Raw genomic sequence first — 14,860 nt, forward strand, 5'->3', positions numbered from 1 at the left:
TCCGATGTTGTTTTAGCCTGATCACACCAGGTGTGTGACCGAAAATTTACGGGTTAACCGTCTCTTGCGGTGCCCGTGGGTTACGGCTGATGAACATGGCATCGCCATAACTGAAAAAGCGGTATTGTTCTGCAACAGCCTGTTGATATGCATTCATGGTATTTTTATAACCCGCGAATGCAGAAACCAACATTATCAATGTTGATTCAGGTAAATGGAAGTTGGTCACCAATGCATCCACCACCTGATATTGATAGCCCGGATAAATAAAGATACAGGTATCACCAAAGAAAGGAGCGATTAGGCCATTTTCTGTGGCGTTAGCCGCGCTTTCTAATGAGCGTACTGACGTCGTTCCGACAGCGACGACACGTTTCCCTCGTGCTTTACAGGCCAGAACTGCATCAACCACCTCTTGAGGTACTTCAGCATATTCAGAATGCATGATGTGATCTTCAATAGTATCGACCCGCACAGGTTGAAACGTCCCCGCCCCGACATGCAAGGTCACGAAGGCCATTTCAATGCCCTTCTCGCGCAATGCCGCCAGCATCGGCTCATCAAAATGTAACCCAGCAGTAGGTGCAGCAACTGCACCAGGGCGCTCACTGTAAACAGTTTGGTAAAGCTCGCGGTCAGCGTCTTCGTCAGGACGATCAATATAAGGAGGCAGCGGCATATGGCCGACAGCATTCAAGATAGTGAAAACATCCCGTTCATCATCAAAACGCAGCTCAAATAAGGTGTCATGTCGTGCCAGCATGGTGGCACGAATACTCTCATCATCGCCAAGTAACAGTTCTGTACCCGGTTTAGGAGATTTTGAGGCCTTAACATGAGCCAAAACGCGGTGGTCATCTAAAACACGTTCAACTAACACTTCAAGCTTGCCGCCACTGGCTTTGCGGCCAAACAGGCGGGCTGGAATCACGCGGGTATTATTAAATACCAGCAGATCACCTGCCTCCAACTTATCCAACAGATCAGTGAAAATACCGTGCGTTAACGCCCCTGTAGGGCCGTCGAGCGACAGTAAGCGACAACCGCTCCGCTGAGGTTGAGGATAATGGGCAATTAGAGATTCCGGCAGCTCAAAAGAAAAATCGGCAACGCGCATAGCTTTCCACTTCGTATTAGTACTGACCTGAACCAACAAAAATGATGGGCAGGTACACAAAAACAGGCCGCTAGTCTAGAGCCCTCAGGGGCTGGCTGCAAGAAATAAGGAAAATTGGTCGTCATTTGCGCTACGCAAGTCAGGGCATTGTAGACTGACAGAGAAGAGCATATCGCGATGAGTAAATTCACTTCAGTGATTTGGGTGAAGATGTGCTGCTGCAACTTCAAGCCAGAAAAGTATATACTTGATGCATGAACTTCCTCGCTCACCTTCATCTCGCTACACTGGCTGACAGCTCTTTATTGGGTAATCTGTTGGCAGATTTTGTCCGCGGTAATCCGCACGGTGAATATACGCCTGAAATTGTGGCGGGTATAATGATGCATCGCCGTGTTGATGTCATGACGGATACCTTACCGTTGGTCAAAGAAGCACGGACCTATTTCAGCGCCGATTACCGACGTGTTGCCCCTATTACTCTGGATGTGCTGTGGGACCATTTTCTTGCCCGAAATTGGGATAAACTGGAACCCAACTGCCAGTTGCCTGATTTTATCCAACATGCGCAAAGCCAGATTTTACCGCATTTGCCACTGACACCGACACGCTTCCAAACCCTCAATACCTATTTGTGGCCGGAGCGTTGGCTGGAGCGCTATGCTGAACTACCCTTTATAGCTGATGTGTTACAAGGTATGGCTAACCGGCGGCCAAAATTGGCCGCTCTCGCGGGTTCTTTTTATGACATAGAGCAACACTATGAGCCGTTAGAACAACTGTTTTGGGATTTTTATCCGGCGATGATGTTGCAAGCGAAACGTCAGCAGATTTAGTTAAAGACACCTATCTTGATAAGGTTATTGGCGTGATGTCACTTGCGCTTTCAATCAAAATGGGTATCTTAGCAAGACTACGAAACTAAAATCGTTGTAACAATAGGTAAAAGCTATCACAGCGATTGGTATTTATCCCTTTATTCATTGAGCTTAAATACCTATGCTGTGCCGATACTTTTAAGACAACTGGTTAATCCATCCCTATTAACAGGAGTAATTTATGGTTCTGGTCACTCGTCAAGCCCCTGATTTTACAGCAGCTGCTGTTCTTGGTAGCGGCGAAATCGTTGAAAACTTCAACCTGAAAAAACACCTGAACGGCCGCCCTGCCGTCCTGTTCTTCTGGCCAATGGACTTCACTTTTGTTTGTCCTTCAGAGTTGATCGCTTTCGACCACCGTTACGAAGAATTCCAGAAACGCGGCGTTGAAATTGTTGGTGTTTCATTCGACTCCGAGTTTGTTCATAACGCATGGCGTAAAACCCCAGTAGATAACGGCGGTATTGGTGAAGTTAAGTACCCAATGGTTGCTGATATCAAACGTGAAATTCAAAAAGCCTATGGCATTGAGCACCCAGATGCTGGTGTTGCACTGCGTGGTTCTTTCCTGATCGACAAAAACGGTGTTGTTCGTCACCAAGTGGTTAACGACCTGCCATTAGGCCGTAACATCGACGAAATGCTGCGTATGGTTGATGCACTGCAATTCCACGAAGAGCACGGCGACGTTTGCCCTGCACAGTGGGAAAAAGGCAAAGCAGGTATGGGCGCATCACCAGATGGCGTCGCTAAATATCTGTCAGAAAACGCCTCTAAGCTGTAATACAGCTTAAGCGGCCCTGATTAGCCAGTCAGTTCATGCTGACTGGCTTTTTTTATGCTCGAATTTATCATGTTAAAGCTTAATGGGTGCTTGAAAGCTGTGACCTAACAACGATAGGCGGAGATAAATCCCCGCCTGGTCGCCTTACCGTTCAGATTCGTAAGCTAAAATGGCCGCAACCTCCTTGTTCCCATTTTTTACACGTACCTCACACAGTGATTTATGCGTAATTAATGTGAATGCCAGTACTGTTATACAAACAATTAACAGGCATAGAACAAGCGTATTTTGTGGCATATTTGGCCTCCATGTCTTGCCTTTCAGCGGGTAAGAGGCTACCGTAATGTTGTTGGGCATTACAGAGAGCCTCGTATTCATTAACATTGATACGGGGCTTTTCTCTGCCTACTCTCAGCCGAACACAAGCGCTAAAAGCAGACAGCTTCAAGCACCCGCCGCAGAGTCTATATAATAATCATTCTTATTCCCAGCGTCTCGACCATAGTCCTATCTCTTTATTTTCAATCAGTTGTTTTCATTTGAATTAATCTAACCCAACAAAAAAACGACCTATCAGCTTAACCCTAGTCCACTCATTCTCCACCCTGCTGCCATTAATTAGCCGCAATAACTATTAATTCTGCTATTAATTATTGCTGGTGTGTTTTTTACGCATCTCATTAGCAGCGATTTTAGGCGGCTAAACAAAAATGACCGGGTAACCCCTGGCGGGCAGGAAAAACAGGAGACAGAATGATTTTGAAAAAATGGAATACGCCCCTGGCGGCATTGGCTTTACTGATCAGTGGCACGCTACATGCGGCTTCAACACCCGCAGTCGAAGCAAAAAATGGCATGGTCGTTACATCCCAATATCTGGCTTCACAGGTCGGGACCGATATTTTAAAAATGGGAGGAAACGCGGTTGATGCTGCCGTTGCTGTGGGGTATGCGCAAGCCGTGGTGAATCCGTGCTGCGGGAATATTGGTGGTGGCGGTTTTATGACGATACACCTCGCTGATGGAACCGATACCTTCATCAATTTCCGTGAAATCGCACCAGCTGCCGCCAGTGCTGATATGTATCTGGATAAAGACGGCAAAGTGACTAAAGATGCGAGTTTATATGGTTATCTGGCGGCTGGTGTGCCCGGCACCGTGTTAGGGATGGACAGCGCGCAAAAGAAATACGGCAAACTGACCCGCCAGCAAGTGATGGCACCCGCAATCAAACTGGCTCGTGAAGGTTTCATCTTAACCCGCGCGGATACTGATATTTTAGATACCACGGTCAAACGCTTCCGCCAGGACCCTGAAGCTGCTCGTATCTTCCTACGCAAAGATGGTGAAGCCTTGCAACCCGGAGATCGACTGGTTCAAACTGATTTGGCTGAAACATTGGCTGCCATTTCAGAGAAAGGACCGGATGCATTCTATCAAGGTAAAATCCCGCAAGCGGTAGAAGCAGCAGCTAAAAAAGGAGGAGGGATTCTAACAGCGGCTGATTTTGCCCACTATAAAATCACTGAAACGGCCCCTATCACCTGTAGCTATCGTGGTTATAAATTTGTTTCGTCCCCTCCGCCCAGTTCGGGTGGCGTGACCTTATGTGAAACATTAAATGTGCTGGAAGGCTATGACCTGAAAAGCATGGGCTTTAACTCTGCGGCTTACATTCATACACTGACCGAAGCAATGCGTCACGCCTATATGGACCGCAATACCTTCCTCGGCGACCCTGAATTTGTTAAGAATCCCATTGATCGCCTGCTGAGCAAAAACTATGCCGCCGATATCCGTAAGCAAATCGTAGCCAATCAAGCGACACCTTCGGCAAAAGTGCAGCCGGGTATGCAACCACACGAAAAGCCTGAAACAACCCATTATTCTATTGTCGATCACGAAGGCAACGCCGTGTCGACAACTTATACCGTGAATGGTCGCTTTGGCGCTGTCGTTATTGCCCCTGGGACAGGCTTCTTCCTCAATGACGAAATGGATGATTTTACCGTTAAAGTCGGTGAACAAAACATGTACGGATTAGTACAGGGAGCCACCAATGCTATCGCCCCCGGTAAGCGCCCACTATCGTCTATGAGCCCGACATTGGTAACTAAAGACGGTAAAACATTTATGGTTTTAGGCTCACCAGGGGGCTCACGAATCATCACGATTACGTTGCAAACCGCATTAAACGTCATTGATCACGGCATGGCACCTCAAGAAGCCGTTGATGCACCACGGATTCATCATCAATGGTTGCCGGACGAAGTTTATTACGAGCAACGTGGCGTCTCTGCTGACAGCCTTAATCTGCTGGAAACGATGGGCTATAAGATGGTTGAGCAAAATCCATGGGGCGCGACTGAGCTGATTTTAGTCGGCTTGGCTGGCGTTGAGGGAGTCGTACCTGCCAACTCTGGAAATGACTCAGCTGTTTCAGGAAAAGTGCGTGAAGGCTATCTGTATGGCGCAAACGATGTGCGTCGCCCTGCTGGGGCGGCGATAGGTTATTAATCACTGATAGCACTCGCTTTCGCTCGCTAAAAGGTGATCGATACACTATCCCCCATCAAAACATCGATGGGGGATCGTATTCAGTCTATCAACATCATACCGACATCCATCACCACGGCAATGAATGCCCTTGGTAATCAATGTAGCCGTGGCCACCTTTACCTGAAGCGTGCTCAATTTGGTCGACAACACCTTTGACGCTAGTGGCTATCGTCAGTGGTGCTGCATCACCACCCATGTCCGTTTTTACCCAGCCCGGATGAATAGACAGTACGGTCAGTGTTGGGTCAGCAACTTCAGCGACCAAATTGCGCGTCATCATATTCAGGGCCGCTTTACTGGCTGAATACAAAGGTTTATGACCAGAAGCATTGTGGCCTAAGCTGCCTAACTGGGACGACATGAAGGCCAACACACTGCCAGTTGGATTACGTTGTGCCAGTAAATACTGAGCAATGCGGATGGGTGAAACCGTATTGGTTTGGAACAGTTCGAGAATTTCTTCTGGAGTCGCATCAATGGCTGATTGATGTTCTGGCCCTGAAATCCCCGCATTCACGAAGATAAGATCAAATTTCTGCCCCTGAACTTGAGGGAGGAACTGCTTAATACTTTCAGGTTTGTTGATATCTAGCGTGAGCCAATGAGCCGCATGCGCACCAGTATCTTTCGCTGCACCGCGCGTCGTCGCGGTGACTGACCAGCCACGACGACTCAGTTCATCGACCAATCCCAACCCTAAACCCCGAGATGCTCCGATAATCAATGCCTGTCTTTTCATTGTGCTCATATCACTTTCCCTTTGGTGAGTTTACCGGCCTATTATTGATGCCCGTTATAAGCTAGCTTCATAAAATACCATCCTATATATAGCATCTCACCCATATAGAGTATCTCACCCAAAGAAAAAGCGGCGTTATGCCGCTCTAATAATCAATAGCACGCTCTTTTGCTAACTACGCAAGTTAGCGCTCACCAACGCCACGCCACAGTGTGACACTCTCACCAGAGAGTTGAAGGTTGATACCAACTTCAACGATATCCAGCTCCGAACTGCCCTCTAGGCGCTGCCACTTCAACACATTCAGCAAAGGTGATCTGGGCAATGATATATTGGCATCGTGATTACGCTGTAGGGCGACCATCACGCGCTCACCTTGGTAGCTGCGGATAAAGACCAAAGAATCATCATTGGCGTGAATCACCTGACAACCTCCGCGACGCAGTGCCATGCTTTTGTGGCGCAAAGCCGCCATACGTTGGCTTAGTGTCAGTAAGTCTCTATCCCACAGTGCCTCATCCCATGGGAAGGGCTTACGGCAGAAGGGATCATTGCCACCATCTAAACCAATCTCATCGCCATAAAATAAGCAAGGTACGCCAATCCAACTGAACAACCACACCAGCGCCATTTGCATGCGCGTTTTATTGCCATTCAGCATCGTGATAAAGCGAGCAGTATCATGACTATCCAACTGATTAAACAGGCGAAGTTGATGACCATGAGGTAATCCAGCGCGGTATTCATCCATCCAGTCAGCACAATCCTGTGCTTTAAGTTTTATCGGATGATATGCCACATCAATACCCGCTAAGAAACCACGCACGGGTAAAGCAAAACCCATATAATTCATGGCTGAATCTTCTACGCCTGCATGTAGCCACTGCCGTGCATCGCCAAAGTGTTCGCCCAGAATATATGCTTGCGGGTTTTCTTCTTTCGCGGCCTGATAGATGCCAGCCAGATGGCGTAAATTCCCGCGAGCACCGCCCTCTTCCCCCAGCATATGCACCACATCCAATCGCCAGCCATCGATACTGTAAGGGGGTCGTAACCAATACCGCACCACGCTATCATCACCGTGATAAATCTGATTCACTACCCCTTCATTAGCGAAGTTTAGCTTTGGCAAACTGGCGTTACCTTTCCAATCCAGCGCTCGCCCGTCAGGAAAGAAATTAAACCAACTACGGTAAAGTGAATCCTGATCGTAACAAGCACCGCTGACACCTTGCTGATGGCGATCGAACCAGTTATGGGAGTCTCCAGTGTGGTTAAACACCCCATCAAGTATCAATTTGATGCCCGCATCACGGGTAGCTGTTCGTAGCGCTAAAAAGTCACGTTCACCACCAAGATAAGGATCGATCTGATAATAATCTTGGGTATCGTATTTATGCACGCTAGGCGCAGTGAAAATGGGATTGAGATATAACGCGGTCACACCAAGCTGCTGCAAATAAGGCAGTTTTTCGGTAATCCCTGCCAGATCGCCACCATAAAATGTCGAGGCGGCATTCACATCATCCAGCGGTTGTTGCCAGTCACGACGGGAAACTGGATAACCCGCAGCATGGTGGATATAGCTGCCATTCTGTACGCCATGAGCACCTTGGCTACTGGCAAAGCGATCAGGGAATATTTGATAGAAAATTTGGTCAGCGACCCAGTCTGGGCTGTTATCTGGTATATCGAGGGCAAATTGTGCCAACTGTGCCGGAGGAATGACGGAGAATCCTAGTGGCCCAAACCATAATTGATCGTCAGTCCATAGCAACTTGAAACAATAGCGCCGCGTGGGTTGCCCTTCATTGAGGGGTAACGTTGCTCGATAACACCAAAAACCATCGCGTTGCTGACCTTTCATGGTGAGCAGCCACTCTTCGTTATCGGGTTCACAACGTAAGAAGACCTGAGCAGGCTCCTTATCGCCTTGCAACCATTCACCTTGTAACCAAAAAGTTATCTGTAATGTGTCGCCCCGTTGACGAACGAACGGCGGGACCGGTAGATGCCAACCACTAAGCATAAGAATCTCCTGCTTTAACCCAAACGATTGCTGTTAAGGCTATCTGGTGCAGGCATCAACGCCGCGACACATTCACCTGTATAAAAACATGCACCTGTATAAAAACATTCAGCTATACAGATAGACGCGTTCATCTGTACATCTGCATAAAGGTAAGCGCAATAAACAATGCCACGTTATAGGAGATATTCCCTCATCTATCCGTATAAATATCGGGGATGAGGTCGGGGGCGGAGAGAGAGATTGGCGTATCAGCGTGAATCTACGGCTGGTTAACTCAATAACATCAGGCAAAAAAAAACCGGGAAACATCATCTCCCGGTTTGATATGACAGTTAACTCAGCATCACTCGGCTAGTTTTGTCATCGCCGCCTGTTTTTTCTGATGATTAATCTTGACGTAATAGCCCACCAGCAACAAGGCTATCCACACTAGCCCGACATACAGTGAGATGCGAGTCGTGGGGAACCAGCCAATCAGACCGATGATAAACACCAAGAAAATGATAGCTATAACTGATGTGAAGGTGCCTCCACGCAGCGGGAAGTCCAACGCCTTAACCTGCTCTTTGCTCAGCGAGCGACGGAAAGCAATCTGGGAGAACAGAATCATGATCCACACCCAAACTGTCGCAAAGGTTGCAAGAGAAGCAATCACCAAGAACACATTTTCCGGCATGATGTAGTTAAGATAAACCGCCGTCAGCATGGCAAACATCATCACTAATACCGTGACCCAGGGTACACCACGCTTGGAAATCGCAGCAAAAGCCTTAGGTGCATGTCCCTGTTCTGCCATCCCGTTCAACATACGGCCAACACCAAACACATCACTGTTAATCGCGGATAACGACGCAGTGATAACGACAAAGTTGAGAATACCCGCCGCGACAGTGATCCCCATGTGCTGGAAGGTCAGAACAAACGGGCTGCCATTCGTGCCAACTTGGTTCCATGGGTAGATAGACATGATGACAAACAGTGTTCCGACGTAGAACACCAGAATACGCCACGGAACTGAGTTGATTGCTTTTGGAATGGATTTTTTCGGGTTCTCAGCTTCGCCAGCAGTAATACCGATGATCTCAATACCACCGTAAGCAAACATCACCAGTTGCAACGACAGGATCATCCCGACGAAGCCATTACTGAAGAAACCGCCATGCGTCCAGAGGTTATGGATACCCGTCGGCTGTCCGCCGTTACCGATCCCCCAAACAATGATACCGATACCGGCCAGAATCATGATGATAATCGTGGCCACCTTGAAGAAGGAGAACCAGAACTCCATCTCACCAAAGACCTTCACGCTCATCATATTGACTGCGCCAATAATCAGAACAACACTCAGCACCCATACCCAATGAGGGACATCAGGGAACCAAACGCCCATGTAGATACCAAAGGCGGTGACATCGGCAATCGCAACGATCAAGATTTCGAAACAATATGTCCAACCGGTGATATAGCCCGCCATTGGCCCAAGGTAATCTTGCGCATAACGAGAAAAAGAGCTGGCCTGTGGGTTATTCACTGACATTTCACCCAAAGCGCGCATGATGATAAATGCCACCACGCCACCAATGAGGTAGGCCAGTAATACGCTGGGTCCCGCCATCCTTATAGCATCAGCCGATCCATAGAATAAGCCCGTACCTATCGCTGACCCCAATGCCATAAAACGGATATGGCGTGTTGTTAGGCCACGTTTAAGCTTATTTTTGACTGGTAATTCCATGCATAAAACCCCGTCTTTTTTCAGCAAAAAGCCACGGGGATAAGCCGTGGCTAAAGAAAACCTATCACTATCCAGTTATTGCTTAGCAGCAACTTCCTGACGACAGCAGACGCGATCGTACAACCCTACGACGACGAATACCAGCAGCGAAGGTGATAACCATGCCAGTCCTTGCTCAGCCAGCGGCAAATGTTGCGTCCACTCAGGCAGGAAATGCGCAAAGGCAGAAGCTTTCACCGCATCAAGAATACCGAACAGTAAGCTCACTAACATCACCGGCGCCACGATACGGGAAGCGTGGTTCCACCAGCGCAGTGTGAAGCTCATCAGCACCAGCACGATACACGGCGGATAAATGGCTGTCAGTACTGGAATCGAGATCTGAATCAAATGACTCAGCCCCAAATTCGACACCATCATCGAGAAGATGCCGAGAATGAACACCAGCGCGCGATACGACAATGGCAAATATTGAGCAAAGAATTCAGCACAGGCACAGGTCAGGCCGACCGCTGTCACCATACAAGCAATAAATATCAATGCTGCCAAGAATACGCTTCCTAACCCACCGAAGGTGTGCTGAACGTACGCATGCAACACTACTGCACCATTTTGTGCCTCTGGCACCAAACTACCGCTGCTAGAACCCAGCTTAAACAGGCTTAGATAGACCAGTGTCAAACCGATACCGGCAATCAACCCTGCCCAGATGGTATAACGCGTGAGCAACTGTGCAGAAACCACGCCACGCGAACGGGCCGCATTGACGATAACAATACCGAAGACCAAAGCGCCCAAGGTGTCCATGGTCAAATAGCCATTAACAAACCCTGAGGAAAACGGTACTTGCAGATAGGCATCCGTAGCAGGAATCAGCGGACCTGCAGGCCAAAGTAACGCAGCAATCCCCAGAACCGCCAGTGCCAAAATCTTCAACGGCGCCAGAATATGGCCGACCGTGTCTAACAAACGGCCTGGGTAGAGCGAAATACCAATCACTAAAGCGAAATAAACCACGCTATAGATAAACAGTGGTAATGGGCCGTCACCAGTCAGGGGGGCAATACCGACTTCGAAGGAGACTGTTGCGGTACGCGGGGTCGCAAACAGTGGGCCAACCGCCAGATAGCAAACCGTCGCCAGTACCAGACCGGCACTGCGGCCAATTGGAGTACTGAGCGAATCAATGCCCCCACCGACTCGTGCCAGCGCAATAACCGTAATAACCGGTAATCCGACTGCCGTGATCAGGAAGCCTAGCGCAGCCATCCAAACATGTTCACCCGATTGCAAACCTACCATCGGCGGGAAAATGATATTGCCGGCCCCAACGAATAAGGCAAAGGTCATAAAACCTAATGCCATAATATCTTTAGACGATAAACGATGACTCATAGTGATGTGCGTTGCCTAGTTAAATGACAAAAAGAAAAAGTCCTAAGTTGTGGTCTTTCCGACGTGATCGAAACGATACAAAGCTCTAGTAAACGCAAACTCCGGCGGTTAATAAGCAATCTATTTCGTCAGTATGCAGTGTTTTAGAAGTTATTTGCAGGTGGAATAGGCCAACAACGGCGGTAAGTAGACCGTTTATAGCGGAGAAAGGCAAGTAGGGATCCTAAATGCAGAGTCATCATCCAGATAATTTTATCAAACCAGTTAATCGTGCCAGATTTTTATAAATACGCATCACAAGATTTGTATCATTTATATCCAATCGTTAACAATTTACCGCTAATATCACCTCACTATGCCCACCAAATGGGTGAAAATATCATCAAGCCATCGGGGAAGATTTAACGCGGAATCCCTCTGACAGAGGAAGTCAAAAATAACGATTAGCACCCGCTAATCAGCAAAACCCAAAGCTTTTCGTGTGCGAATCAATACTTCTGGCGGTAAAGGCAGATAACCATCATGGGTGACCCGCTTTTGCCCTTCTGGCGATAAAACCCGCTCAAGGAAGGCTGCAGTGAGCGGTTCGAGTGACTGACCTGGCACCTTATTAATATAGATGTACAGGTAGCGCGACAAAGGATAGCGACCATCTTCAACATTTTCAGGCGTTGGCAGGACGAAATCCTGCCCCGTTGCCGATAGGGCCAAGGGCTTAACCCCACTATTACGGAAACCAATACTGGCGTAACCAATGCCGTTTAATGACCCCGCTACCGCCTGTACCACCGATGCAGACCCCGGTAGTTCATTGATAGTATTTATAAAATCACCATCGCAGAGGACCCGATGCTTAAAGTAACCGTAGGTACCAGAAGCTGAATTTCGGCTATAGCGCTGCAAGGCACGAGCCGCCCAATCCCCCTCTAATCCCAACTCACCAAAACGCTGAATCTGGCGGGATTCACCACAACGGCGATTTTGCGAAAAAATCGCATCAAGTTGTGACAAAGTCAGTTTATTCAGTGGGTTATCTTGCTGGACAAACACCACTAATGCATCGACAGCGACAGGAACTGCAAGTGGGGGGTAACCATAGCGTTGAGTAAAAGCGGCAATCTCTGCGTTTTTCATTGGCCGACTCATGGGGCCAAGTTGCGCGGCGCCAGCGGCCAAAGCAGCAGGCGCAGTCGAAGAACCTGCCGCCTGTATCTGCAAATTAACGCCAGGATAGTGATGCGTGAAATCATCAGCCCACAGAGAAATCAAGTTAGCTAACGTATCGGAGCCAACACTGGAAAGGTTGCCAGACAGAGTAGTAGAGTCTGAAACAGGTGATAATGACGGCTGCATTGCCATTGGCGATATCACCACTTGCTGCGAGAAACCAGCCTGACTTAACCAGATCAGGGCAGTGAACAGCGCCAATTTTCCCCATTTCATCAGCTTTGTATCCAGGCAGTATTAGGATTTGACTGCATTCTCAGCTAAAACGGCAGGAACAATCAACCGGTTCGGTAAGGTAAAAATAAATCGCGTGCCGAGGCCAATTTCACTCATGACATCTAAACGCGCGTCATGATGACTCAGCGCATGCTTCACAATGGCCAGTCCCAATCCACTACCGCCAGTCTGACGCGAACGAGCTTTATCTACGCGATAAAAACGCTCGGTCAGTCGTGGCACATGTTCCGGACCTATCCCCGGCCCATTATCGCTAACCTGGAATTGTGCGCCTTGCGGTGTTTGCTGCCAGCACACCTCTATTTTGGTACCTTCAGGGGTGTGATTCACCGCGTTATACACCAAATTCGACACCGCACTGCGCAGTTGATCTTCGTTACCAAAGACTTTTAATTGATCGTTTACTCGGAAAGTAATTTCATGGCGTCCGTTACTCAACGCCTGCACTTCTTGCTGCAATACTCTGAGCATCAACGGAATGTCCACCCGCTCATTCATATCCACATTCGGGGCCGCTTCAATACGTGATAACGTTAGCAACTGTTTTACTAGCCCATCCATACGCTTAGTCTGCTCCTGCATAGTCCCGAGAGCTTTATCCCGTAATGGCCCGGCTAACTCTTGGTCATGCATCATTTCCAAATAGCCCTGCAACACCGTCAGAGGTGTACGCAACTCATGGCTGACATTAGCAAAGAAATTACGCCTCGCCCCTTCCAACTGCCGCATTTGCGTTACATCGCGGGCGACCATCAAGAGTTGCCCTTCTGAGTAAGGCATCACGCGGAACTCCACATAATAGCCATTATTCAATTGCAGAGTTAATGGGCGAGTAAACGTTTGTTGTTGCAGATATAAACTGAATTCGGGGTAACGCAATAAATTGAGAATATGCTGACCATTATCTTCGGGCCAGCGGAACCCCAATAATTGCTGGGCCAAACCGTTACACCAAAAGATATTGCCATCAACCGTTGTGATCACCACAGCATCGGGTAACGATTCGGCACCACTGCGAAAACGTTTAATGAGTAATGCTAATTCACGCCGACGCCGACGATTTCTCAGTTGCATCTGGTACAAGCCGTAAAACAACGGCTCCCAGCTCCAACGGCCAGCAGGCGGGGTCATACTGCGGTCTAGCCACAGCCAATGAGATAACTTGAGTTGGTTATAGAAATTCCAGACCAGCGCCGCCAGTACTGACACCAGCAATAGCCAAGGAAGATAGCCGATAAAGGCACCCAGCAATAAAGCTGGCAAACAAAAAAGCGCCAGCTCTAAAGCCAGCCTTTTCCATGATAAGCGTTCTAACACAACGAATTCTCCGGCACTGAAAACTCAGTAGCGCGTTGAGAAACGGTATCCAGTTCCCCGGACAGTTTGTACCATGCGGTCATGACCATCAACTTCAAGCGCCTTACGTAGCCGACGAATATGCACGTCAACCGTACGATCTTCTACATAAACGTTAGTGCCCCAGACATAATTAAGCAACTGTTCACGGCTGTAAACACGCTCAGGGTGGGTCATAAAGAAGTGTAATAGTTTGAACTCAGTGGGCCCCATATCGAGCGCTTGCTCATTGGCCATGACGCGATGCGATGAAGGATCGAGACTCAATCCTTGCATTTCAATGACTTCTTCCACTGCCATGGGGGATATTCGGCGCATAACAGCTTTGATACGTGCCACCAGCTCTTTCGGCGAGAAAGGCTTAGTAATGTAATCATCGGCCCCCACTTCTAAACCACGCACCCGATCTTCTTCTTCACCACGGGCGGTGAGCATCATCACCGGAATGTCTCTGGTTAATGCTTCACGCTTCATATGCTTGATAAACTGAATACCCGAACCGCCCGGTAACATCCAGTCCAACAGCACTAAATCAGGGAAAGGCTCCGACAGACGAGTGACTGCGCTGTCATAATCTTCGGCTTCTAACGGTTGGTAACCATTCTGCTCCAACACAAAGCACACCATCTCACGGATTGGCGCTTCATCTTCCACCACCAGTATGCGTCTTGCCATCATCAACCCTGCCAGTAAGTTAGTGGTCACTATTTGATTTCGGGAGCCATTATGCGTCAGTTTTGTGACATTTTTATGAAAAACATCACGCTTCTGCAAGCAATAAGCATAGTGATAAATTTCATC

At 48.3% G+C, this 14,860-nt stretch carries 12 protein-coding genes; 3 read left to right on the forward strand and 9 right to left on the reverse strand.

The features are described from left to right. Positions 1-46 precede the first annotated feature (46 nt). A complete protein-coding gene (queA, locus tag BN68_RS19790) occupies positions 47-1,117 on the reverse strand; it encodes a tRNA preQ1(34) S-adenosylmethionine ribosyltransferase-isomerase QueA (RefSeq protein ID WP_019212929.1) in 1,071 nt (356 codons plus the stop codon). A gap of 254 nt (positions 1,118-1,371) precedes the next feature. Here queA and BN68_RS19795 point away from each other — a divergent pair, with 254 nt between their 5' ends. Both BN68_RS19795 and BN68_RS19800 read left to right on the forward strand, forming a co-directional pair. After that, a complete protein-coding gene (locus tag BN68_RS19795) occupies positions 1,372-1,953 on the forward strand; it encodes an acyl carrier protein phosphodiesterase (protein WP_019212930.1) in 582 nt (193 codons plus the stop codon). A gap of 223 nt (positions 1,954-2,176) precedes the next feature. Then, complete coding sequence (locus tag BN68_RS19800; RefSeq protein ID WP_019212931.1) at positions 2,177-2,779, forward strand: peroxiredoxin C; 603 nt, start codon at positions 2,177-2,179, stop codon at positions 2,777-2,779. Between the two features lie 144 nt (positions 2,780-2,923). Here the strand turns inward: BN68_RS19800 and BN68_RS23515 are convergent, their stop codons facing one another. Continuing rightward, positions 2,924-3,076, reverse strand: coding sequence for a type I toxin-antitoxin system Hok family toxin (locus tag BN68_RS23515; RefSeq protein ID WP_020699595.1), 153 nt, complete (start codon positions 3,074-3,076; stop codon positions 2,924-2,926). A 456-nt stretch (positions 3,077-3,532) separates the two neighbouring features. Here BN68_RS23515 and ggt point away from each other — a divergent pair, with 456 nt between their 5' ends. Continuing rightward, positions 3,533-5,296 (forward strand): gamma-glutamyltransferase, encoded by a 1,764-nt coding sequence (ggt, locus tag BN68_RS19805; protein WP_019212933.1) that lies wholly within the window; start codon positions 3,533-3,535, stop codon positions 5,294-5,296. Positions 5,297-5,405: 109 nt separating this feature from the next. Here the strand turns inward: ggt and BN68_RS19810 are convergent, their stop codons facing one another. The 7 genes from BN68_RS19810 to phoB form a co-directional block, all read right to left on the reverse strand. After that, positions 5,406-6,086, reverse strand: a complete 681-nt coding sequence (locus BN68_RS19810; RefSeq protein ID WP_019212934.1) for an SDR family oxidoreductase — start codon at positions 6,084-6,086, stop codon at positions 5,406-5,408. A gap of 175 nt (positions 6,087-6,261) precedes the next feature. Next, on the reverse strand, positions 6,262-8,106 hold the full coding sequence (gene malZ / locus BN68_RS19815; RefSeq protein ID WP_019212935.1) for a maltodextrin glucosidase: 1,845 nt from the start codon (positions 8,104-8,106) through the stop codon (positions 6,262-6,264). 346 nt (positions 8,107-8,452) lie between these two features. Further along, positions 8,453-9,844, reverse strand: coding sequence for a proline-specific permease ProY (proY, locus tag BN68_RS19820; RefSeq protein ID WP_019212936.1), 1,392 nt, complete (start codon positions 9,842-9,844; stop codon positions 8,453-8,455). Between the two features lie 75 nt (positions 9,845-9,919). Next, the gene (gene brnQ / locus BN68_RS19825) at positions 9,920-11,239 is read right to left on the reverse strand and encodes a branched-chain amino acid transport system II carrier protein (RefSeq protein ID WP_019212937.1); all 1,320 of its coding nucleotides are present in this window, start codon (positions 11,237-11,239) and stop codon (positions 9,920-9,922) included. Positions 11,240-11,692: 453 nt separating this feature from the next. Further along, a complete protein-coding gene (locus BN68_RS19830; RefSeq protein WP_019212938.1) occupies positions 11,693-12,682 on the reverse strand; it encodes a PstS family phosphate ABC transporter substrate-binding protein in 990 nt (329 codons plus the stop codon). Between the two features lie 21 nt (positions 12,683-12,703). After that, complete coding sequence (gene phoR / locus BN68_RS19835; RefSeq protein ID WP_019212939.1) at positions 12,704-14,020, reverse strand: phosphate regulon sensor histidine kinase PhoR; 1,317 nt, start codon at positions 14,018-14,020, stop codon at positions 12,704-12,706. Between the two features lie 24 nt (positions 14,021-14,044). Then, positions 14,045-14,734, reverse strand: coding sequence for a phosphate response regulator transcription factor PhoB (phoB, locus tag BN68_RS19840; protein ID WP_032899207.1), 690 nt, complete (start codon positions 14,732-14,734; stop codon positions 14,045-14,047). Positions 14,735-14,860 lie beyond the last annotated feature (126 nt).

Origin of the sequence: Yersinia massiliensis CCUG 53443 (genome assembly GCF_000312485.1) — a bacterium.
In the GTDB taxonomy this organism is placed as follows: domain Bacteria; phylum Pseudomonadota; class Gammaproteobacteria; order Enterobacterales; family Enterobacteriaceae; genus Yersinia; species Yersinia massiliensis.

Excerpts from the sequence above, each read along its gene's own strand:
- queA (WP_019212929.1), bottom strand. The coding sequence starts at position 1,117 with ATGCGCGTTGCCGATTTTTCTTTTGAGCTGCCGGAATCTCTAATTGCC.
- BN68_RS19795 (WP_019212930.1), top strand. The coding sequence starts at position 1,372 with ATGAACTTCCTCGCTCACCTTCATCTCGCTACACTGGCTGACAGCTCT.
- BN68_RS19800 (WP_019212931.1), top strand. The coding sequence starts at position 2,177 with ATGGTTCTGGTCACTCGTCAAGCCCCTGATTTTACAGCAGCTGCTGTT.
- BN68_RS23515 (WP_020699595.1), bottom strand. The coding sequence starts at position 3,076 with ATGCCACAAAATACGCTTGTTCTATGCCTGTTAATTGTTTGTATAACA.
- ggt (WP_019212933.1), top strand. The coding sequence starts at position 3,533 with ATGATTTTGAAAAAATGGAATACGCCCCTGGCGGCATTGGCTTTACTG.
- BN68_RS19810 (WP_019212934.1), bottom strand. The coding sequence starts at position 6,086 with ATGAGCACAATGAAAAGACAGGCATTGATTATCGGAGCATCTCGGGGT.
- malZ (WP_019212935.1), bottom strand. The coding sequence starts at position 8,106 with ATGCTTAGTGGTTGGCATCTACCGGTCCCGCCGTTCGTTCGTCAACGG.
- proY (WP_019212936.1), bottom strand. The coding sequence starts at position 9,844 with ATGGAATTACCAGTCAAAAATAAGCTTAAACGTGGCCTAACAACACGC.
- brnQ (WP_019212937.1), bottom strand. The coding sequence starts at position 11,239 with ATGAGTCATCGTTTATCGTCTAAAGATATTATGGCATTAGGTTTTATG.
- BN68_RS19830 (WP_019212938.1), bottom strand. The coding sequence starts at position 12,682 with ATGAAATGGGGAAAATTGGCGCTGTTCACTGCCCTGATCTGGTTAAGT.
- phoB (WP_032899207.1), bottom strand. The coding sequence starts at position 14,734 with ATGGCAAGACGCATACTGGTGGTGGAAGATGAAGCGCCAATCCGTGAG.